Source organism: Bradyrhizobium sp. CCGUVB14 (assembly GCF_024199935.1).
In the GTDB taxonomy this organism is placed as follows: Bacteria; Pseudomonadota; Alphaproteobacteria; order Rhizobiales; family Xanthobacteraceae; genus Bradyrhizobium.
This window is the reverse complement of the sequence record NZ_JANADS010000001.1, coordinates 3,710,547-3,736,675: the sequence shown is the minus strand read 5'-3', so window position 1 is coordinate 3,736,675 and position 26,129 is coordinate 3,710,547. Positions and strand designations below refer to the sequence as shown.

Annotated in this window: 20 protein-coding genes; 12 read left to right on the top strand and 8 right to left on the bottom strand. The window is 64.8% G+C overall.

The annotated features are described in order from the left end of the window. The first annotated feature begins 45 nt into the window (after positions 1-45). From NLM32_RS17245 to NLM32_RS17220, 6 genes are all read left to right on the top strand, one after another. Positions 46-1,476, top strand: a complete 1,431-nt coding sequence (locus NLM32_RS17245) for a TolC family outer membrane protein (protein ID WP_375143562.1) — start codon at positions 46-48, stop codon at positions 1,474-1,476. Between the two features lie 108 nt (positions 1,477-1,584). Further along, the gene (locus tag NLM32_RS17240) at positions 1,585-1,875 is read left to right on the top strand and encodes a type II toxin-antitoxin system RelE/ParE family toxin (RefSeq protein WP_254130131.1); all 291 of its coding nucleotides are present in this window, start codon (positions 1,585-1,587) and stop codon (positions 1,873-1,875) included. After that, positions 1,875-2,228 carry an addiction module antidote protein gene (locus tag NLM32_RS17235; RefSeq protein WP_254192738.1) on the top strand — a complete coding sequence of 118 codons (354 nt, stop codon included), beginning with the start codon at positions 1,875-1,877 and terminating at the stop codon, positions 2,226-2,228. The genes NLM32_RS17240 and NLM32_RS17235 overlap by 1 nt, the downstream gene beginning before the upstream one ends. A 28-nt stretch (positions 2,229-2,256) precedes the next feature. Next, the gene (locus NLM32_RS17230; RefSeq protein WP_254130129.1) at positions 2,257-2,814 is read left to right on the top strand and encodes a hypothetical protein; all 558 of its coding nucleotides are present in this window, start codon (positions 2,257-2,259) and stop codon (positions 2,812-2,814) included. Between the two features lie 41 nt (positions 2,815-2,855). Continuing rightward, a complete protein-coding gene (locus NLM32_RS17225) occupies positions 2,856-3,767 on the top strand; it encodes an amidohydrolase family protein (RefSeq protein WP_254130128.1) in 912 nt (303 codons plus the stop codon). Between the two features lie 189 nt (positions 3,768-3,956). After that, the gene (locus tag NLM32_RS17220) at positions 3,957-4,586 is read left to right on the top strand and encodes a LysE family translocator (protein ID WP_254130127.1); all 630 of its coding nucleotides are present in this window, start codon (positions 3,957-3,959) and stop codon (positions 4,584-4,586) included. 8 nt (positions 4,587-4,594) lie between these two features. Here the strand turns inward: NLM32_RS17220 and NLM32_RS17215 are convergent, their stop codons facing one another. From NLM32_RS17215 to NLM32_RS17205, 3 genes are all read right to left on the bottom strand, one after another. After that, the gene (locus tag NLM32_RS17215) at positions 4,595-7,711 is read right to left on the bottom strand and encodes an efflux RND transporter permease subunit (RefSeq protein WP_254130126.1); all 3,117 of its coding nucleotides are present in this window, start codon (positions 7,709-7,711) and stop codon (positions 4,595-4,597) included. A 33-nt stretch (positions 7,712-7,744) separates the two neighbouring features. Continuing rightward, positions 7,745-8,989 (bottom strand): efflux RND transporter periplasmic adaptor subunit, encoded by a 1,245-nt coding sequence (locus NLM32_RS17210; protein ID WP_254130125.1) that lies wholly within the window; start codon positions 8,987-8,989, stop codon positions 7,745-7,747. A 151-nt stretch (positions 8,990-9,140) separates the two neighbouring features. Continuing rightward, complete coding sequence (locus tag NLM32_RS17205) at positions 9,141-10,535, bottom strand: CoA transferase (RefSeq protein ID WP_254130124.1); 1,395 nt, start codon at positions 10,533-10,535, stop codon at positions 9,141-9,143. Positions 10,536-10,591: 56 nt separating this feature from the next. Here NLM32_RS17205 and NLM32_RS17200 point away from each other — a divergent pair, with 56 nt between their 5' ends. Next, positions 10,592-10,879 (top strand): hypothetical protein, encoded by a 288-nt coding sequence (locus tag NLM32_RS17200; RefSeq protein ID WP_254130123.1) that lies wholly within the window; start codon positions 10,592-10,594, stop codon positions 10,877-10,879. Positions 10,880-10,945: 66 nt separating this feature from the next. Then, the gene (locus NLM32_RS17195) at positions 10,946-11,716 is read left to right on the top strand and encodes an SDR family NAD(P)-dependent oxidoreductase (protein WP_254130122.1); all 771 of its coding nucleotides are present in this window, start codon (positions 10,946-10,948) and stop codon (positions 11,714-11,716) included. Positions 11,717-11,983: 267 nt separating this feature from the next. On the opposite strand, the gene NLM32_RS17190 is transcribed toward NLM32_RS17195, so the two are convergent. The 4 genes from NLM32_RS17190 to NLM32_RS17175 all read right to left on the bottom strand — a co-directional run bounded on the left by NLM32_RS17190 (position 11,984) and on the right by NLM32_RS17175 (position 18,485). Next, positions 11,984-12,688, bottom strand: coding sequence for a hypothetical protein (locus NLM32_RS17190; RefSeq protein ID WP_254130121.1), 705 nt, complete (start codon positions 12,686-12,688; stop codon positions 11,984-11,986). Between the two features lie 136 nt (positions 12,689-12,824). Beyond that, the gene (locus tag NLM32_RS17185) at positions 12,825-16,199 is read right to left on the bottom strand and encodes an error-prone DNA polymerase (protein WP_254130120.1); all 3,375 of its coding nucleotides are present in this window, start codon (positions 16,197-16,199) and stop codon (positions 12,825-12,827) included. Then, positions 16,196-17,782, bottom strand: a complete 1,587-nt coding sequence (locus tag NLM32_RS17180) for a DNA polymerase Y family protein (protein ID WP_254130119.1) — start codon at positions 17,780-17,782, stop codon at positions 16,196-16,198. Before NLM32_RS17180 ends, NLM32_RS17185 begins: the two co-directional genes overlap by 4 nt. Continuing rightward, a complete protein-coding gene (locus NLM32_RS17175; RefSeq protein WP_254130118.1) occupies positions 17,685-18,485 on the bottom strand; it encodes an ImuA family protein in 801 nt (266 codons plus the stop codon). The genes NLM32_RS17180 and NLM32_RS17175 overlap by 98 nt, the downstream gene beginning before the upstream one ends. 163 nt (positions 18,486-18,648) lie before the next feature. On the opposite strand from NLM32_RS17175, the gene NLM32_RS17170 reads away from it, so the two are divergent. From NLM32_RS17170 to NLM32_RS17160, 3 genes are all read left to right on the top strand, one after another. Beyond that, entirely contained in the window at positions 18,649-19,884 is a 1,236-nt protein-coding gene (locus NLM32_RS17170; protein WP_254130117.1) for a putative DNA modification/repair radical SAM protein, read from the top strand. Continuing rightward, positions 19,884-21,326, top strand: a complete 1,443-nt coding sequence (locus NLM32_RS17165) for a UdgX family uracil-DNA binding protein (RefSeq protein ID WP_254130116.1) — start codon at positions 19,884-19,886, stop codon at positions 21,324-21,326. The genes NLM32_RS17170 and NLM32_RS17165 overlap by 1 nt, the downstream gene beginning before the upstream one ends. Before the next feature lie 123 nt (positions 21,327-21,449). Continuing rightward, entirely contained in the window at positions 21,450-23,072 is a 1,623-nt protein-coding gene (locus NLM32_RS17160; protein ID WP_254130115.1) for an inorganic phosphate transporter, read from the top strand. A gap of 74 nt (positions 23,073-23,146) precedes the next feature. Here the strand turns inward: NLM32_RS17160 and NLM32_RS17155 are convergent, their stop codons facing one another. Further along, complete coding sequence (locus NLM32_RS17155) at positions 23,147-24,319, bottom strand: M20 aminoacylase family protein (protein ID WP_254130114.1); 1,173 nt, start codon at positions 24,317-24,319, stop codon at positions 23,147-23,149. A 183-nt stretch (positions 24,320-24,502) separates the two neighbouring features. On the opposite strand from NLM32_RS17155, the gene NLM32_RS17150 reads away from it, so the two are divergent. Beyond that, on the top strand, positions 24,503-26,122 hold the full coding sequence (locus tag NLM32_RS17150; RefSeq protein WP_254130113.1) for a GMC family oxidoreductase: 1,620 nt from the start codon (positions 24,503-24,505) through the stop codon (positions 26,120-26,122). Positions 26,123-26,129: the final 7 nt, after the last annotated feature.

The following is a 26,129-nucleotide window of genomic DNA, read 5'->3' as shown; positions in this document are numbered from 1 at the left end:
AGCCGCCGTCGGCGGGGGCGGACAGCCGGGGTTTTGCGGGATTACATGATTGGGCGTGCCGCCAGAGCTGGCCGCGTGATGACGCGGCGTCGATCGGGCGTGGGTCCTGTCCTGGCGGCATGGACCACGGTCGCGTTTTGTTGCGCCCTGCCCGCCGCGGCCTGCGCGGAGGCCCTGCCGGAGGCGCTGGTCAAGGCCTACCAGACCAACCCCCAACTCAACGCCGAACGCGCAAGGCAGCGCGCCACCGACGAGAACGTGCCGCAGGCGCTCGCCGGCTACCGGCCGCAGATCGTGGCGAGCCTCAGCGCCGGCCTGCAGGCGGTGCGCAACCTGCTTCCGGACAACACCATCCAGACCGCGACGCTGAAGCCCTGGACCATCGGGGTTACGGTGTCGCAGACCCTGTTCAACGGCTTCCGCACCGCCAACAACGTGCGGGTCGCGGAACTCCAGGTGCAGTCCGGCCGCGAGGCGCTGCGCAATGTCGGCCAGGGCGTGCTGCTCGACGCCGTCACCGCCTACACCAACGTGCTGGCCAACCAGTCGCTGGTCGAGGCGCAACGCTCCAACGTCGCCTTCCTGCGCGAGACGCTCGCCATCACCCAGCGCCGACTCAATGCCGGCGACGTCACCCCGACCGACAGCGCCCAGGCCGAGGCCCGCCTCAACCGCGGCCTTGCCGACCTCAATGCCGCCGAAGTCGCCCTTGCGGTGAGCCAGGCGACCTATTCCCAGGTGATCGGCAATGCGCCCTCGGCGCTCCGCCCTGCCGAAGTGGTCGATCGTTATCTGCCGAAGACCCGCGAAGATTCGATCGCGATGTCGATCCGCGAGCATCCGGCGGTGATGGCAGCCAGTTTCGACGTCGACGTCGCCTCGACCAATATCCGCGTCGCCGAAGGCGCGCTGTTGCCGAGCGCCAGCCTCCAGGGCAGCGTCAGCCGCAGCCGCGACGCCGACCAGACGCTCGGCACCTTCGCCACCGACCAGGCCTCGATCGTCGCCAACGTCACCGCACCGATCTATGACGGCGGCCAGGCCGCCTCTCAGACCCGGCAGGCCAAGGAAGTCACGGCGCAGAGCCGGCTCGTGCTCGACCAGGTACGCAACCAGGCGCGCACCGCAGCGGTCAGCGCCTGGGTCGCCAACGAAGGCGCCAAGATCGCAGTCTCGGCCTCGGAATCCGAAGTGAAAGCCGCAACCGTCGCGCTCCAGGGCGTGCAGCGCGAGGCCGCCGGCGGACAGCGCACCACCGTCGACGTGCTGAACTCGCAGGCCGATCTGATCCAGGCCAGGGCCCGCCTGATCGGCGCGCTGCGCGACCGCGTGATCGCCTCCTACACGCTGCTCAGCGCCGTCGGTCATCTCGACGTCAAGACGCTGAGCCTGAACACCCCGGACTATCTGCCCGAGGTGCACTACCAGCAGGTCCGCGACGCCTGGCACGGCCTGCGTACGCCGTCGGGGCAGTAGTCGCTCGCGAGCCGATCGGGTTCAGACCAACCTCGGCCTTGGGTCGTCTCGGCGCGCCACGCCGATCCTTTTGACATTTTGTAGCCCATGGGCTACAGTGGTCCCACCATGATCGAGGTGAGACAAACGGAGCGCTTTTCAGCGTGGCTGAACCGTCTCAAAGATGCCAATGCGGTTGCTCGCATCGCTGCCCGCATTCGCCGCATGGAGATGGGCAACCCCGGTGACAGCAAGAGCGTCGGCCGCAATGTCCGGGAAATGCGCATCGACCATGGTCCGGGCTACCGGATTTACTATGTACAGCGCGGAACGCAGATTGTGATCCTGTTGTGTGGTGGGGACAAACGCACACAACGGCAGGACATCGAGCAAGCCCAGAAGCTGGCGGAGACAGAATGATGCCCAAGGCGACGCCCAAAGCCGCAGCCAAGACGACCACCAAGACAACGCGCTTCGATGCCGCTGACTACCTCAACACCGAGGAGCGTCAGGCCGCTTATATTGCAGCTGCCTTGGAAACCGGCGATGCGGATTTCGTGCGTGACGCGCTTGGCCTCGTTGCACGGGCGCGCGGCATGAGCGAGATCGCGAAGAAAGCCGGCTTGAACCGCGAAAGCCTGTACAAGGCGCTCGGAGAGGCGGGAAATCCCGAGTTCGGGACCGTCATGCGCATTGTCGGGGCGTTGGGCCTGACCTTGTCCGCACAGCCCGCGACGAGCGGCCGGCCCGCGAAGCGCCGCCGGGTCGCCTAGAGCTCGTCTGGCATTCCGGAATATGAACATGAAGAGCCGCCGCATCCATCTGATGGGAGCTTCGGGATCCGGCGTGACGACGCTCGGCCGCGCGCTTGCGGGCCGGCTGGCGCTGCCGCATCACGACAGTGACGATTATTTCTGGCTGCCGACTGCTCCACCCTACCAGACGACACGCCCTGCCGCCGATCGGCTGCGCCTGATGCGCGAGATGTTTCTGCCGCGGCTCGATTGGGTGCTGAGCGGAACCGTCACCGGCTGGGGCAACGAGCTCGTCCCGTTCTTCGATGTCGTCATCTTCGTGTCAACGCCGAGCGAGCTTCGCCTGCAGCGACTGCGTGCGCGCGAAGCTGCTCATTTCGGTGCCGATGCTGTCGCGCCCGGAGGCTGGCGTCACGCGGAGATGGAGGCGTTCGTCGACTGGGCCTCGCACTACGAAGCCGGTGATCGCGACGGCCGCAGTCTCGCAAAAGATGAGACGTGGCTCGCGGATCTGCCCTGCCCGGTCGTTCGCGTCGACGGCGCACGTCCGCTTGCGGAACTGGTCGAGCAGCTGTGCAGCGAATTGGCGGGACTGCCCGGCTGATGTGATATCGTGCGCGCGCCTTCCCCGCCGCCGGAGCAGCCATGACCGACACAGTTTACGCGCGCGCAGCGCAACCCGCGACGCCGATCAATTTCGACGTGCCGGCCCATGCCTGCGACTGTCACACCCATATCCATGGCGATGTCGCGACATTTCCGTTCTTCACGGGGCGCGTTTACACGCCGGGACCGGCAAGCCCCGAGGAAATGGCGGCGCTGCACAAGGCGCTGCATATCGAGCGCGTCGTGATCGTCACGCCGAGCGTCTACGGCACCGACAATTCCTCCAGCCTGTTCGGAATGAAGGCCCGCGGCGCTACTGCGCGCGGGGTAGCCGTGATCGATGACAAGACCACGGAAGCCGAGCTCGACGCGATGCATGCGGCCGGCTTCCGCGGCATCCGCATCAATCTGGCGACTGACGGCGTCAACAATCCCGATGTCGGCCGCGCCCGCTTCACCGCCGCCGTCGGGCGCATGACGGCGCGCGGCTGGCATGTGCAGCTCTACACCACGCCGTCGATGATCTCCGCGATCCGGGATCTCGTGCTGGCCTCACCGGTGCCTGCGGTGTTCGACCATTTTGGCGGGCTCGAGGCCTCGCTCGGACTGGAGCAGCCGGGCTTTGCCGACCTCGTCGCTTTGGTCAAATCCGGAAAAGCCTATGTGAAGATTTCAGGCGCCTATCGCTCGTCGAACCTCGCGCCCGATTATCAGGACATGCTGCCCTATGCGCGCGCACTGATCGCCGCGAACCCGGACCGCATCGTCTGGGGCACCGACTGGCCGCATCCGGATTCGGCGCAAATCGACGGCCGCAAGGCCACCGACATCGCACCCTTCCACGCCATCGACGATGGCCGGCTGCTCAACCAGCTTCCGCTCTGGGCGCGGGATGCGGATGTACGCAGGAAAATCCTGGTCGACAATCCGGCGCGACTCTACGGCTTCTGAGTCGCGGCACCTTCAATAAGGTTCAAACAAAATGCGACGCTGTGATGGAACTGTTGTCACGCGAGCACAACGACGCTGACTCACACGTTCGTGTTTGCGCTCTCGTCTGCTTTTCAGCCTTCCGGTTGAGGCGACGATTCAATTTCGCGGCTACGCACACGCACAGATTTCATTTGATCGTGCGGATGCATGCCCTTATCGCATTTTCTTGCCGCGCTTTTTTCCGGCATCGGAATTGGTTTCACCGTCGCGGCTCCGATTGGGCCCATGGGCATGCTGTGCATTCAGCGCACATTGGCGTCGGGCATGGCCACAGGCCTCGCCACCGGCTTCGGCGCGGCGACCGTGCATCTCACCTACAGCGCCTTCGCAGTCCTGGGATTGGGCGCGCTTGCGCAGCCCTGGGTCGAGGCGAATGCCGTTATCTTCGGCGTCGTCTCGGCGCTGACGCTGTTGTGGTTCGCGCTTCGCACCCACCGGTGCTCCATCGTTCTGCAGGACGAAGGCGAGATCGACCGCGTGCGTCTCGCCCGCGCCTATCTCAGCGCCATCGCGCTCGGGCTGACCAATCCGTTGACGGTCATCCTGTTTCTCGCAGCGCTGCACGCGTTCTCCACGCAGGCCGCAGCTGCACCGATGATCGCGGGCGTGTTCGTCGGCTCTGCGGTGTGGTGGATGATCCTCAGCACGATCGTCGCCACCGCGCGCTCGCGGCTGACGCCGCGGATGCTGTCATTGAGCAGCCGATTCGCGAGCCTGATGCTGCTCGGGCTCGGCACCACGATGCTGCTGCGGATCGCGCAGCGCGCGTTGGGCTAGCTCGCGCGTCAGCGCGCGCGGCGGGAGAAGAAGGAGATCAGCACCGGCAACGTCACCAGGATCACGATCGGCGCCAGCAGCATGCCGGTGACGACGACGACCGCGAGCGGCTTCTGCACCTGCGAGCCGATGCCCGCCGACAGCGCGGCCGGCAGCAGACCGACGCCGGCGACGACGCATGTCATCAGCACGGGGCGAAGCTGCAATTCGCCGGTGCGGATCACCGCGCTCACGCGGTCCATGCCTTCGTCGATCAGCTGATTGAACTGCGACAGGATGATGATGCCGTCCATCACCGCGATACCGAACAGGGCGATGAACCCGATCGCGGCCGAGACGCTGAAGGCGGTGCCGGTGATCAGCAGGCCGAGCACGCCACCGAAGATCGCCATCGGGATCACGCTCATGGCGAGCAGGGTGTCGGTCATCGAGCCGAAATTGAACCAGAGCAGGATGCCGATCAGCGCCAGCGAGATCGGCACCACGATCGACAGCCGCCGGATCGCGTCCTGGAGATTGCCGAACTCGCCGACCCATTCCATGTGCGAGCCGGGCGGCAGCTGCACCTGGTCGGCGATCTTCTGCTGGGCCTCGCGGATGGCACTGCCGAGATCGCGCTCGCGGACCGAGAACTTGATCGGCAGATAGCGTTCCTGCTGCTCGCGGTAGATGTACGCTGCGCCGGAAACGAGGCTGATCGAGGCAACTTCGCTGAGCGGAATCTGGGTGACGGAGCCGTTCGGCCCGGGCGCACCGATCCGAATGTTCTGGATCGCCTCGGCGCTGCGGCGATATTCCGGCGCAAGGCGAACGATGATCGGGAAGTGGCGGTCGGAGCCGGGCTCGTAGATGTCGCCCGCGGAGTCGCCGCCGATCGCGACCTTGATGGTGGCGTTGATGTCGCCGGGGGCGAGCCCGTAGCGCGCGGCCTTGGCGCGGTCGATGTCGATCTGCACCGTCGGCTGCCCGAGCGAGGTGAAGACCGCGAGGTCGGTCACGCCCTGCACGGTCGCGAGCACCGACTTGATCTTGTTGGCGGTGTCGGTCAGCGCCTGGAGATCGCTGCCGAACAGCTTGATCGAGTTCTCGCCCTTCACACCGGAGACGGCCTCGGAGACGTTGTCCTGGAGATATTGCGAGAAGTTGAACTCGACGCCGGGGAAGCGGTCGTCGAGCTGCTTGAGCAGCTCCGCGGTCAGCTCCTCCTTGTCATGCGTGCCGGGCCACTGGCTCGCAGGCTTCAGCGGCGCGAAGAACTCGGCGTTGAAGAAACCGGCGGCGTCGGTGCCGTCGTCGGGACGGCCGTGCTGCGACACCACGGATTCGACCTCGGGCCGGGCGCGGATCAGCTTGCGCATCTCGTTGACGTAGGAGTTGCCCTCCTGGAGCGAGATGGTCGGCGGCAGCGTGGCACGGATCCAGAGATTGCCCTCTTCCAGCTTGGGCAGGAATTCGAGGCCGAGCAGCCGGCCGAGCGCGACCGTCATCAGCACGAGGCCGACCGAGGCGCCGAGCATGATGGCGCGGTTGGCGACGGCCCAATTGAGAACCGGCATGTAGATCCGATGCAGGATCTGCATCACCCTGGTCTCGGTCTCCTCGACATGGGCCGGCAGAATGATCGCGGAGAGCGCCGGCGTCACGGTGAAGGTCGCCAGCAGGCCGCCGGCGAGCGCGTAGGCATAGGTACGCGCCATCGGTCCGAAAATGTTGCCTTCGACACCGGATAGCGTGAACAGCGGCAGGAACGCCGCGATGATGATCGCGGCGGCAAAGAAGATCGAGCGCGAGACGTCGGCCGCGGCGCTGAGGATGGCGTGGCTCTTCATGCCGAACAGCGTCTCGGGCGACATCTGCTCGGATTCCGTCGGCGGCGTGGTCTGCGTCAGGCGGCGGAAGATCGCCTCCACCATGATGACGGTGGCATCCACGATCAGGCCGAAATCGATGGCACCGACCGACAGCAGGTTTGCCGATTCCCCGCGCAGCACCAGGATGATCACGGCAAAGAACAGCGCGAACGGAATCGTGGCGCCGACGATCAGCGCGCTGCGCAGATCGCCGAGGAAGATCCACTGCAGCAGCACGATCAGGAGGATGCCGACCACCATGTTGTGCAGCACGGTGTGGGTGGTGAGCTCGATCAGGTCGCCGCGGTCATAGATGCGCTCGATGCGCACGCCGGGCGGCAGGATGCTGGACTCGTTGATGGTCTGAACGAGCTGGTGGACGCGCTTGATGGTCGGCGAGCTCTGCTCGCCGCGGCGCATCAGGACGATGCCTTGCACGATATCGTCGGAATCGTCGATGCCGGCGATGCCAAGACGCGGCTTCTGGCCGATCGTGACGGTGGCGACGTCCTTGACCAGCACCGGATTGCCGTTGGTCTGGGCGATCATGGTGTTGGCAAGGTCGTCGATCGACTTGATCAGGCCGACGCCGCGCACCACGGCCGATTGCTGGCCGATATTGACGGTGTTGCCGCCGACATTGACGTTGGAATTGCTGACCGCCTGGAGCAGTTGCGGCAGCGTCAGGCCGTTGGCGACCAGCTTGTTGTTGTCGACCTGGAGCTCATAGGTCTTGCTCTTGCCACCCCACCCGGTCACGTCGATCACGCCGGGCACGGAACGGAAGCGGCGCTGCAGGATCCAGTCCTGGATGGTCTTGAGGTCGAGCACGCTGTAGTTCGGCGGGCCGACCAGCCGATAGCGGAAGATTTCGCCGATCGGGCTCAGCGGCGAGATCTGCGGCTGCACGTTGCCCGGCAGCGGCGCGAGTTGCGCCAGGCGGTTCAGGACCTGCTGCAACGCCTCGTCATAGGTGTAGGCGAACGAGAACTGCAGTTTGACGTCGGAGAGGCCGTAGAGCGAGATGGTGCGGATGGTCGTGAGGTTCTTCAGGCCCGCGACCTGCGTCTCGATCGGGATCGTGATGTAGCGCTCGATCTCTTCCGCCGACAGGCCCGGGCTCTGCGTGACGATGTCGACCATCGGCGGGGTCGGATCGGGATAGGCCTCGATGTTGAGCTGATTGAACGCAATCAGGCCGCCGATGAACACGGCGACGAACATGCCGACCATCAGGAAGCGCCGGTGGACGGCTAGGGCGACGAGACGATCCATTCAGTTTTTTCGCAGTTTCGTGGGGCTCGTCGATCAGCTACCGGACGCCGCGCGGTCGATGAACAGACTGCCTTTGACGACGATCCGTTCGCCGGGCTTCAGGTTGCTGGTCACCTCGACGAGGTTGCCATTGATGAGGCCGATCTTGATCTGGCGGAGCTCGACCGATTTGTCGTCACGCGCGACCCAGATGCGCACCTGGTCGCCTTCGTAGATCAGCGCCTGCTTCGGCACCGCAGGCGCCGCGCGGTCGCCGGCCGAATAGATCGTGACATTGGCGAACATTTCCGGCTTGAGCAGGCCATCCTTGTTATCGATGGTGGCGCGGACCAGCAGGCGGCGGGTATTGGGATCGATCGCGGCGGCGACATAGTTGATCTTGGCGGTCAGCGGACGGCCCGGCAGCGCCATGACGTTGACGTTGATGTCCTGCCCGATGCTGACCTGAGCAGCGTCGCTCTCGCGCACGAAGGCGGTGAGCCAGACGGTGGAGAGATCACCGATCACGAAAACCGGGTCGCTGGCGCCGGCGCTGACATATTGCCCGGGGCCGATCTTGCGCTGCACGACCGTGCCCGCGATCGGCGCATAGATCGTGATCTCCGGATTGATGGTGCTCTTGGTCTGGAACGCCTTGATCGTCTCGTCGGTGAAGCCGAGGATGCGCAGCTTGTTGTTTGCGGCCTCCAGCGCCGTCACCGCGGAGCGCATGTCGTTCTGCGCCTGGACCTGGGTGGCCTCCGCCTGCTGATAATCCTTGAGCGGAATGGCGCGGCCTTCGTAGAGATCCTTGGCGCGCCGGTACTGGATGTCGGCAAGCTCGAGCGCCGACTTCGCCTTGTTCTGCGACGTCATCGCCGCGATGAAATCGTTCTGGGCCTGCACGGTGTCGGCGGCCTCGATTGTGAACAGCGGTTGACCTTGGGTCACGCTCTCGCCCGGCTTGGCGAGCAGCTTGGTCACCCGGCCCGCATAAGGCGAGAACACCGGAGTCGAGCGGTCTTCATCGACCGCGACCTTGCCTTCGGTGACGTACTCGGCGCGGAAGGCCTTGGCATTGACCGGCTCGATCGTCAGCGTCGCCCATTCGGACGGCGTCGGCGTGAAATTCTGGGCGTTCCTGCGCGACTGGCTGGAGACTTCGGAGTGGTTCTTGTCCTTGACGCCCGCATAGAGAAACCCGTAGGCGCCGGCCCCGGCAAGCGCCAGTAAAACTACGGATACGATCATCCGTTGTTTTGTAAGCACCTGCAAACGCTTGGTATTTTCAACTACCATGGGGCCCGGTCTTGTCTGCGACGATCTCGGCAGACGGCTGCCTCATCGGTCGCGCTAATAGTGCCGAATTGGGATTGCAAACAACCTAAAAAACGCTGGCCGTCCTTCGGTTTGCGTTAAAATTTTGCGACACGTCAGCTTCACGTCAGCTTCAGCCCGGCCATTGCGGCGGATGGCTGCCGAGCGGCATCGCCGGACGGCTCCATTGCGCCGGCGTCCGCGACAGCACAGCCGAATGGCGCACCGCCTTCAACGTGCCGAAGCCAGATGACACCGTTTCCATGAACGCAGCATGTACGGCCTCACCCGTAAGATCCGGGGTATCGAGACCGCCTTCGAGCCGACCGAGATTCCACAGCCAGCGTCCGGTCTGCGCCAGCGACACGCGCACGTGCCAGCTGCCGCCTTCACGGGCCTGGCGCGCCTTGGCCATCATCGCGCCGAACGCCATCAGATAGCCGGTGGCGTGATCGAGCATCTGCGCCGGCAATTCCTTCGGACCGTCGATGCCGGCGGCCTTGCCTTCCGCATCGTTGAAGCCGGTCGTCGTCTGCACCAGCGAATCGAAGCCACGCCGCTCGGCCCAGGGGCCGGCATGGCCGTAAGCCGACAGCGTGACGTAGACGATGCCGGGATCGATCTCCGCGGCCCGCTCCGGCGAGAGGCCAAGAGCGGCGAGCGCGCGCGGGCGATAGCCTTGCGAGACGATGTCGGCGTCCTGCAACAGCGCGCGCATCTGCGCCTGGCCCGCCTCGCTCTTCAGCGCGATGAAGGTGGTGAGCTTGCCGCGGCCGGTGTCGATGGTGAGCCAGGGAATCGCGGGCAGGTCCGGCCCCGAGACCAGCAGCACATCGGCGCCGTGCGCAGCGAGCGTGCGGCCGGCGACGGGACCGGCGATGACGCGGGAGAGATCGAGCACGCGCAGGCCTGCGAGCGGGCGATCGCCTTTGGACCAAAGCTTGGGCGGAGCATCGCCGATCTTCTCGATCGAGATCAGCGGCAGCTCGGCCAGCGCGCGCGCCTGCGGCAGCGCCGACCATTCGTCGTAGGAGCGCATCAGCGCGACGACGCCGCCGGCGGCATAGGCGGCCGTCTCGAAATCCTCGCCCTTCCATTGCATCAGCGCGGCCTGCACCTTCTCGCGCTCGGGCACACAGCCAAGCACCTTGCAGACGGCGTCGCGATGATGCGGAAAATTGGTGTGGCAGCGCACGAAACGGCTGTCGCCGGTCTTGTAGACGCCGGCGATGGCGTCCCAGGCCGGAGGCGGCGGCTTGTCGTCGAGGCGCAGATAGCGCTCGGAACGGCATTCGACGACGGCGTGACCCATGTCGACGGTCACATCCTGCGCCTCGCCGCTGCGTTGCCGCCAGATCTCGGCGGCGGCAAGGCCGGCAGCGGCGATCGTCGTTTGTCCGGCGACGGCGACACGGAACGAGGACGGTATCTGCGGCTCGTCGCCGGTCAGGCGCACGCGCTCAAGGGCCGCGACATCGCCTCCGGCAGAGGTCCAGATATCCCTGAGAATGTCGGCAGGGCTTTGCATGGCCTCTTCTCTCCCCTAGTTTTCGGTGACCATTCACTAGCACATAAGGGAATGCAATGGCCGCCATCGATCCCCTCACCGCAGGCGCCGTGTTCGTCGCAACCGCGGCCACCGACGCAGTCTACGTGATGTTCACCTCGGCCGTGATTGCGCGCAAGCGCGTGCCGGCGGCGAACTGGAGCGCAGTCTGGTATCTGCTCTCCTCCTATGCCGTGATCAGCTACACCGAAAACGCGTTCTATGTCGCTTTCGCGGCGATCGGCTCCTGGGCCGGCGCTTACGCCTCGCTGACCTTCCTGCACCGTCCGCCCGGCGGCCCGCCGGTGGGGGCTTCGCCGGAGTGAGGGGAGGACTTTCTCCGCCTCCGCGGCTACACTCGTGACGACCAACAAAAAGGGAAGACCCAAACAATGGATCTCGGTCTCAAAGGAAAAAACGCCATCGTGCTCGGCGGCACGCGCGGCATCGGTCGGGCAATTGCGGCGACGCTGGCCAGTGAGGGCAGCAATGTTGCCGTGTGCGCGCGCAATGCGGAGCAAGTCGCCGCCACCGTGGCCGAGCTGAAGGCCAGCGGCATCCGCGCCACCGGCGGCACGGTCGACGTCACCGACGGCGCGGCGCTGAAGGCGTGGGTCGAGGGCGCGGCAAAGGAGTTCGGCGGCATCGACCTGCTGTTCGCCAATGCCGGCGCGATGGCGCAAGGTCACGATCCCGCGTCATGGGAGCAGAATTTCCGGCTCGACGTGCTCGGCGCCGTGCATGCGTTCGACGCCGCGCGGCCGTTCCTCGAGACAAGCGGCGAGACGCGCGGCGATGCCGCCTTCGTCATCATCTCCTCGATCTCGGCGGCGCAGGCCGATCTCGCCAGCTCCTACGGCCCGATCAAGGCGGCGCTGATCCACATGGCCAAAGGACTGGCGCGGCAATACGCCAAGAAGAAGATCCGCGTGAATGTCGTGTCGCCCGGCACCGTCTACTTCAAGGGCGGCGTCTGGAACATGATCGAGCAGAACATGCCCGAGCGTTACAACGACGCGATGAAGCGCAATCCGACCGGGCGCATGGCGACGCCGCAGGAGATCGCGAACGCCGCGGTGTTTCTGGCAAGCCCGGCCTCGTCGTTCACGACCGGCGCCAATCTGATCGTGGATGGTGCGATCTCGAACCGGGTGAATTTCTGAGGTAGCTCACTGCCCTCGCCCGCGAAGGCGAGCGATCCAGTATTGTATAGACGGCTCGGCGAGAACCGAGAGGCCGCGGTGTACTGGATACCCCGCTTTCGCGGGGTATGACGGCTGAGCATGAGGCGCGTGATCGCTCAACAAATTCGTCATTGCGAGCGCAGCGAAGCAATCCAGACCACCGCCGCGGAAGGAATCTGAATTGCTTCGCTGCGCTCGCAGTGACAGCGTAGAGGGACAACACAGATTTCGATCAGGAGCCGAAGGCTAAGAACCCAGCGACACCGATGCGCGTTTTCGCCGCCTGCTGATCAGCCAGGTCGCCCATGTGATGAGCCAGTCCGGGACGTTTAGATGGCGCAATGTTTCGATTTGTCCGTCCTCTTCGCGCACACGGAAGCTTGCATCGGCAAAGTAGCCATCGGAATCCGCAACACACCACTCCAACGTACGCGCGATCTCGTCCCGCAACGCCTCGGTGTCCGGCAATTTATTGAGGAAGCTCAACTCCCGGCGAAGACAGATGGCTTCGATCCGGGGACGCATCGCCTCGACATAGGAGATTCCCCAGCCCTCAAGGCGTGCGTGGGTCGCTTCATGGATGAAGGTCGACGCGATCTGCTCGAGTGTCATCGTGTCGCTTAGGATGTATCGCTCATCGAGCACGCAAGCGTTGATCGACCGATCATAGTGCGCTTGGGCGCTGGGGAGCAGATGCACCCATATTCGGTCGAGATCACGCGTGATCCGGGCATAGCCAAGCGCGTCGTGACGCTTGATGAGCTGGAGAGCCTCCTCCACGCGGCGCAACGCCGGGTGGGGCTTGCTTTCGGATGTCCCGACCCAAAGTCCATCGATTGTGCTGCCTTTGGAGAACCAGAGAGCCAGCTTATCGATGTGGGATGGGCTTCGATCCGGCTTTACTGCGACGGCTAGGCCGCGCGATCGTTGCGGCGTTTCCAGTTGCTGCAAATATCACCCCTCATGTCCAAATCGGACACCACGAAGGATATTGGCGCATCTCGCTTTCAGGACGCTTAGAGACTTGAGTCAAATCGTATGGATCGTTGAACGGGACCAGCCGATGCCCGCGACTTGTTCATGCCCCTCAATGAAAATCCCGCGATGGCGGCAGGATGCGGACGTTGCGGGGGTGGCGGATTTTTTGCGCGGGCATATCCGCGGGGGCACGGGGATCTTCGTTGAGGGGCTCGATCACGGTGGCGCCTGCCGGCACCGGAGGCTTGCGGCTCAGGGCGTCGTTGGCGAGGCCGACCAGATCGTGCGAGCGGTCGATCATGCGCTGGGCGATCAGATGCGTCACCTTCTCGGGGCTGCTCTGGATATAGCCCTGGACCTCGATGAGGCGCGCGCCCATCACTTCCTTCCGGTACTGCTCCATGACCTTGGGCCACACCACGACATTGGCGATGCCGGTCTCGTCCTCCAGCGTCATGAACACGACGCCGCTGGCGCTGCCCGGCCGCTGCCGCACCAGCACCACACCGGCGCAGCGGACGCGGCGCCGCTCGTTCTCATGGCTGATCTCCTTGCAGGCGACGATCCGCTCGCGTGAAAGCATCTCGCGCAGGAATTCCATCGGATGGCCCTTGAGCGACAAGCGGATGGTCTGGTAGTCGGCGACGACCTGTTCGGGACGCGGCATCACGGGGAGTGGCTTAGCCTGCTCGTCGGGCTGCTCGCGCGCGGTGGCCGCCTCGAACAGCGGCAGCGCCACATCGTCGGGCAGCCGCCGCACCTGCCACAGCGCCTCGCGGCGATCGAGCCCGAGCGAGCGGAACGCGTCGGCATCCGCCAGCAGGATCAGCGCGCGCTTGGGCAGGCCGGTGTCGCGGGCAAAATCCTCGAGCGAGGTGAAGGGCTGGCGGTCGCGAGCCTTGATGATGCGGTCAGCCCAGTCTTCCTGAGTGACATGGACCTTGCCTTGCCGCTTCGCTTGCTCCGCTTTGAGGAACTCCTCATCGGGATCGAGCCAGTGAAAGCCGTCGATCTGACGAAAACCCAGGCGAACGGCGCAATATCTGTCGTCGGTGTTCTCCAGCGTGTTCTGCGCAAAGCTGTGGGAGACATCGATCTCGCGTACCTCGACGCCGTTCTTGCGGGCGTCGCCGACGATCTGCGCCGGCGCGTAAAAGCCCATCGGCTGCGAGTTCAAGAGGCCGCAGCAGAAGGCATCGGGGTGATGATATTTCAGCCATGAGGAGATGTAGACGAGCTGGGCAAAGCTCGCGGCATGGCTCTCCGGGAAACCGTAGGAACCAAAGCCCTTGATCTGGTCGAAACAACTCCTGGCGAAATTGGCATCGTAGCCGCGCGCGACCATGTTGCCGATCAGCTTCTCCTCGTATTGGCCGATGGTGCCGACATTGCGAAAGGTCGCCATCGAGCGGCGCAGGCCGTTGGCTTCCTCGGAGGTGAATTTCGCCGCCTCGATCGCGATGCGCATCGCCTGCTCCTGGAACAGCGGCACGCCCTTGGTCTTGTGCAGCACCTTGTAGAGTTCGTCCGCGGGACCATGCTCGGGCGCTGGCGAGGGATAGGTCACCTTCTCGATACCGTTCCGCCGCCGCAAGTAAGGATGCACCATGTCGCCCTGGATCGGGCCCGGCCGTACGATCGCGACCTCGATGACGAGATCGTAGAAGGTCCGCGGCTTCAGCCGCGGTAGCATGTTCATCTGCGCGCGGCTCTCGACCTGGAAGACGCCGAGCGATTCACCGGCGCACAGCATGTCGTAAACCTTGGGATCGTCCTGCGGGACGCTCGCCAGAACCCAGCGTTTTCCCTTGTGCTGGTCGATCAGGTCAAAACATTTCCGGATGCAGGTCAGCATGCCCAGCGCGAGCACGTCAACCTTCATCATATTGAGCGCATCGACATCGTCCTTGTCCCATTCGATGAAAGTGCGATCGTCCATCGCGGCGTTGCCGATCGGCACATAGGTATCGAGCCGGTCCTGGGTCAGCACATAGCCGCCGACATGCTGGGAGAGATGGCGCGGGAATTCGATCAGCTCGGTCGCAAGCTCGACCGCGAGATTGATCATGGGATTTTGGGGATCGAGCCCGGCCTGCCTGACCTGCATGTCGTTGAGGCCCTTGCCCCAGCTGCCCCAGACGGTGTCGGCGAGCGCGGCGGTGACGTCCTCGGTCAGGCCCAGCGCCTTGCCAACGTCGCGGATGGCGCTGCGCGGACGATAATGGATGATGGTGGCGATGATCGCGGCACGGTGGCGGCCGTAGCGGCGATAGACATATTGCATCACCTCCTCGCGCCGCGAATGCTCGAAATCGACGTCGATGTCGGGCGGCTCCAGCCGCTCCTTGGAGATGAAGCGCTCGAACAGCAGATCGACCTTGGTCGGATCGACCGAGGTGATGCCGAGCACGTAGCACACGGCCGAATTCGCTGCCGATCCCCGCCCCTGGCACAGAATGTTCTGGCTGCGCGCATAGTGGACGATGTCATGCACGGTGAGGAAGTAATGCGCGTATTTCAGCTCTGATATCAGCGCGAGTTCCTTCTTCAGCGTCGCGCGCAACTTGTCGTCGATCTTGCCGCCGAAATATGTGTCGACGCCCGCCCAGGTCAGGTCTTCCAGATGCCCCTGCGCGGTCTTGCCTGGCGGCACCGGCTCGTCCGGGTATTGATATCTGAGCTGATCGAGCGAGAAGTCGATCTTGTCGGCAAAGCGCATGGTCTCCGCGATCGCCTCGGGGAAATCGCGAAACAGGCGCGCCATCTCGCGAGGCGTCTTCAGGAAGCGCTCGGCATTGGCTTCCAGCTTGCGTCCGACCGCCTCGATCGTGGTCTTTTCCCGGATGCAGGTCAGCACGTCCTGAAGCGGACGACGGCCGGGATCGTGATAGAGCACCTCGTTGGTCGCAAGCAGCGGCACGCCGGCTTTGGCGGCGAGATCGTCGAGCCGCGCCAGACGACGACGGTCGTCGCCGCGATAGACCAGGCTCGCGGCCAGCCACACGCCCTCGGCGCGGCCGGCTTTGAGTTTTGAGAGCACATCCAGCGTTTGCGCATCATCAAACCGATGCGGCAACGCCAGGACCAGGAGCTGGCCTTCCGAAAATTCCAGCAGATCGGTGAAGCTGAGACGGCATTCGCCCTTCTCGATCCGCGTGATGTCGTCGCCGCGTTTGCCCCGGGTCAGAAGCTGGCACAGCCGACCATAGGCGGCGCGATCGCGCGGATAGACGAAAATGTCGGGCGTGCCGTCGATGAAGACGATGCGCGTGCCGATCAGGAGCTTTGGCTTGTGCAGCACCTTGTCATTGTCGAGTTCCTTCCAGGCGCGCACCACGCCGGCCAGCGTGTTGTGATCGGCAATGCCGATCACGGGAATGCCGAGCTTGCTGGCCTGATGCACATAAGCGCGCGGATCCGAGCCGCCGCGCAGGAACGAGAAGTTGGTGGTGATGCCGATCTCGGCATAAGCGGGGCTGGTCATGCGAAGAGACCGTGCACGTACCAACCGGGAGAAGCGGGCTTGCCGTCGGCGTCGAACACCTCCCCCTCGTAAAGACCATCGCGAAAGATCCAGAAGCGCAGACCCTCGGCATCCTCGATGCGGAAATAATCCCGCGTCAGCTGTTTGCCGTCCTGCCGCCACCATTCCATCGCGATGCGTTCAGGTCCTTCCACCCGCACCACGGCATGTTTTGCACGCCGCCAGGTGAATTGATGCGGCGGGCCGTCAGGCACGGTCGCGAACGGCACTGTGACCGGCTCCGGCTTGTCGAACAGCCGCAGCGGACGCAGTGGCGGCTCGCTCTCGGCGCGCGCCGGCCATTCGGCCTGCATGGCGGCGGCGAGATGATGCTGCGCTGGCGCGGCCAGCACCGCCTGCTCGGGGATATGGGTATCCTGCGGCAGATGCACGACGACGCGTTTTCCGCCGATACGCGCGGCGATGCGGTCGATCAGCGCGGCCAATTCGTCATTGTCGTGGACATGGGCGTCGAGATCGCGCTGCTCCTGCACCACGATCTCGGTGCGGCTCGCCGACAACCGCACCATGTCGAAGCCGAAGCCGGGATCGAGGGGATCGGCAAGCGCATCGAGACGCTCGCGGAACAGCCGGTCGATCACTTTGCTTCGCGTCACGGGACGCCCGGTCTCGACCATGATCGCGCGCACCACGCCGTCGGTGCGGAAGAACGCGGCCTCCAGGCGTCGCGCGCCCTTGCCTTGTTTTTCCATGGAGGCGATCAGCGTATCGGCCAGCCGCGACAGCGTCATCGCGATCATGGTGTCGGTCGCGATCGGCTCGGCAAAGCGCTTTTCCACGATGTAGTCGGGCAGCGGTTTTCGCGGGCTGATCGGCGCATCGCCCTGCCCCAGCGCATGCGCGAGCAGCGTGGAGAACCGCGCGCCGAACCGCGCCGTGATTTCACTCGGCGCGCGCGAGGCAACATCGCCGATCGTCTTCAGCCCGGCGCGCCGCAGGCCGGTGGTGATCATCTCGTCCGCACCGAGCGCGGACACCGGAAACCGGTCGATCGCCGCGGCCTCGCCGCCATCGGCAACGATAACGCCAGGCGTCTGCCGCGTCAGCGTGCGCGCGCAGACCGAGGTCCCGGCGATCGCCGCGCTGACGGCAAAACCTTGTCGCGCCAGCGCGCGAACCAGCGTCTGCAACAACGCAGCCTCGCCGCCGAACAGATGCGCGCAGCCGGTGATGTCCAAAAACAGCCCGTGCGGCGGATCGAGCGCCACCAGCGGCGTGAAGCGGTCGCACCAGTCGGCGATGTCGCTGAGCGTCTTCGCATCGGCCACGACATCGGCGTCGAACACTTTTAAATCCGGGCACATCGCCCGCGCGTTCGCGAGCGGCTGGCCGATGTGCAGGCCGAGCCGCTCAGCAGCTTCATCCAGCGCATGGATCACCAGCGCATTGTTCTCCTTGATGACGACAATGCTGGGCTCGTTGCCATTACCCAGCGCGCCGAAGAACCGCTGGATCCGGTCGATGGGCAGGCGCGGCAGCCACAGGCTGAGGATACGCCGACGGTTCAGAGAACTGGCACTCATCACATTTCCATTCCATGATCCACCGGCCACACGGGCCATGACGATTACGCAACAGCTCGACATCGAAGCGCGGTGCGCCCCAGGCACTCCAAGGCGCCGCAGGCATTGAAGCTGACCCCGGCGGCGAATGCGCCGCACGCAGCATCCATCGCGTCTCCGCGGTCGAGGGCAGCGGCTGCGCCGCCATCCGCAACAAGAGGCCGGTGACGCCGGAGGATTGCGCGGCCAGCGTCAGCTTGCGGCTCGCCACCAGATCGAACTGGCGCGTCTCACCCCAGAGCTCGAGCACGACAGCACCGAGCGCATCGCAGGCGAGCGCATCGGCCGAGGTGCGCAGCGCGCTCTCGACGTCAGCCGCACGCACCATCACCACGCGGCGCGGATCGAGGCCGAGTTCGGCGAGGCCGCTCATCGACAACGCACCGGTTTCAAGTTCCGAAAAATCCTGCCGCACCCACAACAACGGCCGTTGCGTCGTGACGCGGCCCGCAAGGCCGGTGACGAAACCGGTCGCGGCCGCGCCCTGACGCCCCTCGCAAAACACCTCGTGGATCGCCGCGCGTGCGAGCCCGCCTTTCAAAGCGCGGTCGACCTCACCATGGCCGAGCGCAACGCGGTCGCGATGATGCACGACTTCCGCCGTCTCGATCCGTTCGATCTGGCTGCGCAAGGTCGCAAGCGCGCTCATGCGTGCGCCGCTCATGCTCGCCGCTCCTTCAGAGGTGATTGCCGAGGGCTCTCAAAAATAAGAACCAGCAGCTGGCTCATTTGTTCATGATATGTTCTAATATAAAGCTAACGGCGCGCGAAGAGTCAATCGAATTGCGCTTGATCGAATTCATGAGCTGAATCAAAGGGATTCCGGGATGGACGTGCAACGCAAGCTGGAGATCCTGGCGGATGCCGCCAAGTACGACGCCTCCTGTGCCTCCAGCGGCACCGAAAAGCGGGATTCCAGCGACGGCAAGGGCATGGGCTCGACCGCGCCCGGCATGGGCATCTGCCATTCCTACGCGCCGGATGGGCGCTGCATCTCGCTGCTCAAGGTGCTGCTCACCAACGCCTGCAATTACGATTGCCTCTATTGCGTCAACCGCGCCTCCTCCAACGTGCCGCGCGCCCGCTTCACCATCGACGAGGTGGTCAAGCTGACGCTCGACTTCTACCGGCGCAATTACATCGAAGGCCTGTTTCTCTCCTCCGGCATCATCCGCAGTCCCGACTACACGATGGAGCAGGTCGTCAGCGTCGCGCGAAAACTGCGCGAGGAGCATCACTTCCGCGGCTACATCCATCTCAAGACGATTCCGGAAGCCGACGACGCGCTGATCACGGAGGCCGGCAAATATGCCGACCGTCTCTCCATCAACATCGAGATGCCTGAGGAGACGAGCCTGCAGCAATTCGCGCCGGAGAAGGACGTGCGCGCGATCCGCCGCACCATGGGCCGGCTGCGGCTGAAGCTCGACGAGGCCGAGGATATCAGCAGCACAAAGACGAAAGCAAAGCCGCAGCGTTTTGCGCCCGCAGGCCAGAGCACGCAGATGATCGTCGGCGCTGACGCGGCCTCCGATCACACCATTCTTCACACAAGTTCAAATCTCTACGGCTCATACCGGCTGCGGCGCGTCTATTACTCCGCGTTCAGCCCGATCCCCGATGCCAGCCGCGCCTTGCCTCTGGTCCAGCCGCCCTTGCTGCGCGAGCACCGGCTCTACCAGGCCGACTGGCTGATGCGGTTCTATGGTTTCGACGTTGCGGAGATCGTCGACGACAGCGCGATGCTGCCGCTCGACATCGATCCAAAGCTCGCCTGGGCGCTGCGCCACCGCGACCGTTTCCCGCTCGACGTCAACCGTGCCAGCCGCGAGGAGCTGTTGCGCGTGCCGGGCTTCGGCACCAGGGCGGTCGAGCGCATCATCGCCACGCGGCGCACCACCACGATCCGCCTCTCCGATCTGGCGCGACTGCACGTGCCCCGCAACAAGGCACTGCCGTTCATCGTGCTCAGCGATCACCGGCCCACGCCGCATCGTCTCGACGAGGCGCGCCTGATCGAACGATTCAAGCCGAAGGCAACGCAACTGGGGTTTGGCTTCTGATGCAGTACATCATCCTCGACACCGAAACCGATTTCGACGGCTGGCGCAAAGCCGCGCGCACGCTTGCGCTTCATCATGTGAAGCCCACCGATGTCACCTGGGCCGTGCAGGGCGGCGAAGCGGACTTGTTCGCACCGTCCGCGCCGTCTCCGATCCTCGAGGTGAACGACGGCACCTTCAGCGTATCAGGCAAATTCGTCGACCTCGCCGAGGCCGCCATCCTGCATCGCGATCCCGAGCGCTTTGCGATCCTCTATCGTCTGCTCTGGCGATTGAGGGACAATCACGATCTCATCGAGGTCGCAACCGATGCTGACGTCGCGCTGGTCACGGCGATGGCGAGAGCGGTTCATCGCGACGAGCACAAGATGCACGCCTTCGTGCGCTTTCGCGAGATCGGTCGCGAACGCGCGGCGCATTATGTCGCCTGGTTCGAGCCGGAGCATCACATCGTCGAGCTCGCAAGCCCCTTCTTCGCCAAGCGCTTTGCGGACATGCCCTGGTCGATCCTGACGCCCGATCTCTGCGCGCATTGGGACGGACACGCGTTGTCGTTCACGCCGGGCGTGAGCAAGAGCGAGGCGCCGGGCGAAGACCGGCTGGAAGAAACCTGGCGGCGTTACTACGCCAGCATCTTCAACCCGGCGCGGTTGAAGGTGAAGGCGATGCAGACGGAGATGCCGAAGAAATACTGGAGGAACCTGCCCGAGGCCTCGATCATTAAACCCTTGATCGAGGATGCCGAGCGCATGACCGGCGCCATGATCGCCAATGCCGCAACCGATCCGCACAAGCCTCAGAAGCGGCCGGAGGCTCCGATGATACGCAAGACCGTTGCCAACGATCTCGAAGCGCTCAGCGAGGAGGCCGCGCATTGCCGTGCCTGCCCGCTCTACAAGGACGCGACGCAGACCGTGTTCGGCGAAGGCCCGAAGGACGCCACCATCATGCTGGTCGGCGAGCAGCCCGGCGACAAGGAAGACCTCGCCGGCCATCCCTTCGTCGGACCGGCCGGACAGATGCTCGACCGCGCGCTCGCGGAGGCCGGCGTCGATCGCCGGAAGGTCTACGTCACCAACGCCGTGAAGCACTTCAAATTCGTGCCGCGCGGAAAGATCCGCCTGCACCAGAAGCCGGCGACGCCGGAGATCAAGGCCTGCCGGCAATGGTATGAGCGGGAAGTTTCGGCAATCCAGCCCGAGCTCGTCGTGGCGATGGGCGCCACCGCCGCGCAGACCGTGTTCGGCAAGATCACGCCGATCGGCAAGACCCGCGGCCGGCTCATAGACCTCCCCGACGGACGCAAGGCTCTGGTGACGGTGCATCCGTCCTATCTGCTGCGGCTCCCCGATCCCCAAGCGAAGGTGCTGGAATATCAGCGCTTTGTCGAGGATCTGACGATCGCAGCCCGCTTGCAGAAGAAGTCCGCCCACGCCGCCTGAGCCGGCTGTCACGCACAGCAACAGAGCGTGGATAAGTTCCATCATTTCAACCGCGTGCCCGCCATTTCAACCGCCTGTCACATGCCGCGCGCAAAATCGGGGCCTTGGGACAGGAGAATTTCCATGAGTGACGTTGCTTTGCCAGGCTCCATCGAGCCGGCCTTGAGTAAGGGGCCAGACCTCAATCGCGGATTTCACCCGCTGACCGGCGTGATCTATATGGGGGTGATCGCCGCCGCTCTGCTTTTCGTCGCCTACAGCATCTGGGTCGACGTCGATGCAGCCGGTGCGCAGGTCAAAACCATCGCCCCCTTCCTCCTGCTCTTCGTCGCGCTTCTGATCGCACTCGGCTTCGAGTTCGTGAACGGCTTCCACGACACCGCCAACGCGGTTGCGACCGTGATCTACACCCGCTCGCTGCCCGCCCACGTCGCCGTGGTGTGGTCCGGCATGTTCAACCTGTTCGGCGTGCTGCTGTCCTCGGGCGCGGTCGCTTTCGGCATCGTCTCGCTGCTGCCGGTCGAGCTGATCCTCCAGGTCGGCTCCAGCGCAGGCTTCGCGATGGTGTTCGCACTGTTGATCTCCGCCATCATCTGGAACGTCGGCACCTGGTATTTCGGCCTGCCGGCCTCGAGCTCGCACACCCTGATCGGCTCGATCATGGGCGTCGGCATCATGAACGCGGTCCTGCACGGCCGCAGCGGCACCTCGGGCGTCGACTGGTCCCAGGCCACCAACATCGGCAAGGCGCTGCTGCTGTCGCCGCTGTTCGGCTTCGCGCTCGCCGCCGGCCTGCTGCTGATCCTGCGCACCGCGCTGCTGCGCGCTACACCGGCCCTGTTCGGCGAGCCGAAGGGCGACCAGCCGCCGCCGTGGTGGATCCGCGGCATCCTGATCCTCACCTGCACGCTGGTGAGCTTCTTCCACGGCTCCAATGACGGTCAGAAGGGCATGGGCTTGATCATGCTGATCCTGATCGGCACGGTGCCGACTGCGTACGCGCTCAACCGCGCGCTCCCGGAAGGCCAGATCGCCGCGTTCATCCAGAACTCGGACGCCGCCAGCAAGATCATCGAAGGCAAGGCCGCCGGCTACAGCGTGATCGGCAATCCGCGCCCCGCCGTGACCAACTATGTCGCGCAGCACGAAGTCAACGGCGGCACGTTCCCGTCGCTCGCCGTGCTCGTGCGCGACATCGCCAAGCAGGTGACCACCTACGGCTCGCTCGCCAAGGTGCCGGCCGACCTCGTCGGCAACACCCGCAACGACATGTACCTCGTCTCGGAAGCACTCCGTTTCCTGATGAAGGACAAGGAAGCCGAGCTCAGCGCCAACGACGTCGCCGTGCTCAACGCCTACAAGGGCTCGCTCGACAGCGCCACGAAGTTCATCCCCGGCTGGGTGAAGATCGCGGTCGCCATCGCGCTTGGCCTCGGCACCATGGTCGGCTGGAAGCGCATCGTCGTGACGGTCGGCGAGAAGATCGGCAAGACGCACCTGACCTACGCGCAGGGCGCCTGCGCCGAGATCACGGCGGCTGCCACCATTGCCGCTGCCGACATCTATGGCCTGCCGGTGTCGACCACCCACGTGCTGTCGTCCGGCATCGCCGGCACCATGGCCGCCAACGGCTCCGGCCTGCAATGGGCCACGATCCGCAACATCGCCATGGCCTGGGTGCTGACCCTGCCGGCCGCGATGATCATCTCGGGCACGCTGTACTATCTGTTCTCTCACCTCTTCTGAGAGAGCACCGCTCACTCACGTCAAAGGGCCCGTGCGATGCACGGGCCCTTTTTCATGTCTGCCTGCGTCTTGGCTTACGACGCCGCGAGCTGTTCCTCGACCAGCTTGACCCAGTACGACGTGCCGAACACGATCGCCTCGTCGTTGAAATTATAGGCGGGGTGATGCAGGCCCGCGCTGTCGCCGTTGCCGCAGAAGATGAACGCGCCGGGACGCGCTTCCAGCATGTAGGCGAAATCCTCGCCGCCCATCAGCGGCGACATCTCCAGCACATTGGCATCGCCTGCGACCTGCCTGGCGATGCGCGACGCCACCTCGGTCTCCGCGGCGTGGTTGTTCACCACGGGATAGTTGCGCTTGTAGTGCAGATCGATCTTCGCGCCGGTGATCTGGGCGACGCCCGCCACGACTTCGCGCACCCGCTTTTCGACCAGCTTGCGCACCTCCGGCGTCAGCGTGCGGATCGTTCCCCTCAGCGTCGCGGTTTGCGGGATGACGTTGCGGGCGTTGCCGGCGTGGAATTCGCAGATCGAGATCACGGCCGATTCCAGCGGATCGACGCTGCGCGCGACGATCGACTGCAAGGCGGTGATCAGTTGCGCACCGACCAGAACGGAATCGATACATTTGTGCGGACGCGCGGCGTGGCCGCCGAGGCCCTCGATCATGAGGTCGACCTCGTCGGTCGCCGCCATGATCGGGCCCGGCCGGATCGCGAACGAGCCGATCGGAATGCCGGGGCCGTTGTGCATGCCGTAGACCTGCTCGATGCCGAAGCGCTCCATCATGCCGTCCTTGACCATGGCCGCGCCACCGGCGCCGCCTTCCTCGGCCGGCTGGAAGATCACGACGGCGTCGCCGGCGAAGTTGCGGGTCTCGGCGAGATAGCGCGCGGCGCCGAGCAGCATCGCGGTGTGGCCGTCATGGCCGCAGGCGTGCATCTTGCCCGGAGTCTTGGAGGCGTAAGGCAGGTTGGTCTGCTCATCGACGGGCAGCGCGTCCATGTCGGCCCGCATGCCGATCACCTTGAGCCCCTCACCGGCCGGCTTGTTGCCCTTGATCACGCCCACCACGCCGGTCTGACCGATGCCGGTCACGACCTCGTCGCAGCCGAACTCGCGCAGGCGATCCGCGACGAATGCTGCGGTGCGGTGGACATCATACAGCAGCTCGGGGTGCTGGTGGATGTCCCGCCGCCAGGCCTGGATATCGGGTTGAAGGTCGGCGACGCGATTCACGATGGGCATGGAGGGTCTCGAACTTTGTTGAAAATGCAGCCCTGTCTACCATGCAAGCACCAGTCCACCCAACTGCCAAGGGATGCCAAGGGATAGGGTCTGGCCCTGTCCATGCGGCATGGCCGGACTTGTCCCGGTCCTCTCCGTCTGCCTATTAGGATTGAACGTTGAGACCATCCGGGTGGAAGCAGAATGCCAAGACGGCTCGAAGGGGAATTTGACTACATTGTCGTGGGCGCCGGCACGGCCGGCTGCATCCTCGCCAACCGGCTATCGGCCGAGGCCAGCAACCGCGTCCTCATCCTCGAGGCGGGCGGGGACGACAACTGGATCTGGTTCCACATTCCGGTCGGCTATCTCTTCGCGATCGGCAATCCGCGCTCGGACTGGATGTTCAAGACCGAGGCCGAGCCGGGCCTGAACGGCCGCGCGCTCGCCTATCCCCGCGGCAAGGTGATCGGCGGCTCTTCGGCGATCAACGCCATGATCTCGATGCGTGGACAAGCCGCTGATTACGATCACTGGCGCCAGCTCGGCATGACCGGCTGGGGCTATGATGACGTGCTGCCGCTGTTCAGGCGGCTGGAGGATCACTTCCTGGGCGCCAGCGCGCATCACGGCACCGGTGGCGGCTGGCGCATCGAGGCGCCGCGGCTGTCCTGGGACATTCTCGATGCGGTCGGCGATGCCGCCGAGGAAATGGGCATCAAGCGCATCCCGGATTTCAACACCGGCGACAACGAAGGCACGAGCTATTTCCACGTCAACCAGAAGCGCGGCCGGCGCTGGTCGTCGGCGCGCGGCTTCCTCAAGCCGGCGCTGAGCCGGCCGAACCTGCGGCTCGAGAAGAACGTGCTGGTCGACCGTCTCATCATCGAGCAGGGCCGCGCCGTCGGCGTGCGCTTCATCCAGAACGGCGAGATCATCGAGGCGCGTGCCAAGCGCGAGGTGGTCCTCTCGGCAGGCTCGATCGGCTCGGTGCAGGTGCTGCATCGCTCCGGTATCGGGCCCGCGGACTGGCTGTCGCCGCTCGGCGTCGACATCGTGATGGACAAGCCCGGCGTCGGCCGCAATCTGCAGGACCATCTGCAGCAGCGCGCGATCTACAAGGTCGAGGGCGTGCGGACGCTGAACGAGACCTATTACAACCTGTTCCGGCGCGGCCTGATGGGCCTCGACTACGCCTTCCGCCGCCGCGGTCCGCTGACCATGGCGCCATCGCAGCTCGGCATCTTCACGCGCTCCGATGCGACACGTGCGCGCGCCAATATCCAGTTTCACGTGCAGCCGCTGTCGCTCGACAAGTTCGGCGATCCCCTGCACCGCTTCCCTGCGATCACGGTGAGCGCCTGCAATCTCCAGCCGACCTCGCGCGGCACCGTGCGGCTGCGCTCGGCGACGCCGGACGAAAAGCCGATCATCGCGCCGAACTACCTGTCGACCGACGACGACCGCCAGGTCGGCGCCGATGCCATCCGCACCACGCGTCGGCTGATGCAGCAGAAGGCGCTGGCGAAATATCGCCCGAGCGAATATCTGCCCGGCCCCACCGTCGGCGACGACGACGCCTCGCTTGCCAAAGCCGCGGGCGATATCGGCACCACGATTTTCCATCCCGTCGGTACGGCGAAGATGGGCGCGGTGAGCGATCCGATGGCGGTGGTCGACGAGCGCCTGCGGTTCTATGGCCTCAGCGGTCTTCGTATCGTCGACGCCTCGATCATGCCGACGATCACCTCGGGCAATACCAACACGCCGACCGCGATGATCGCCGAGAAGGGTGCTGCGATGATCCTGGAGGATGCGAAGTAGCATCTCG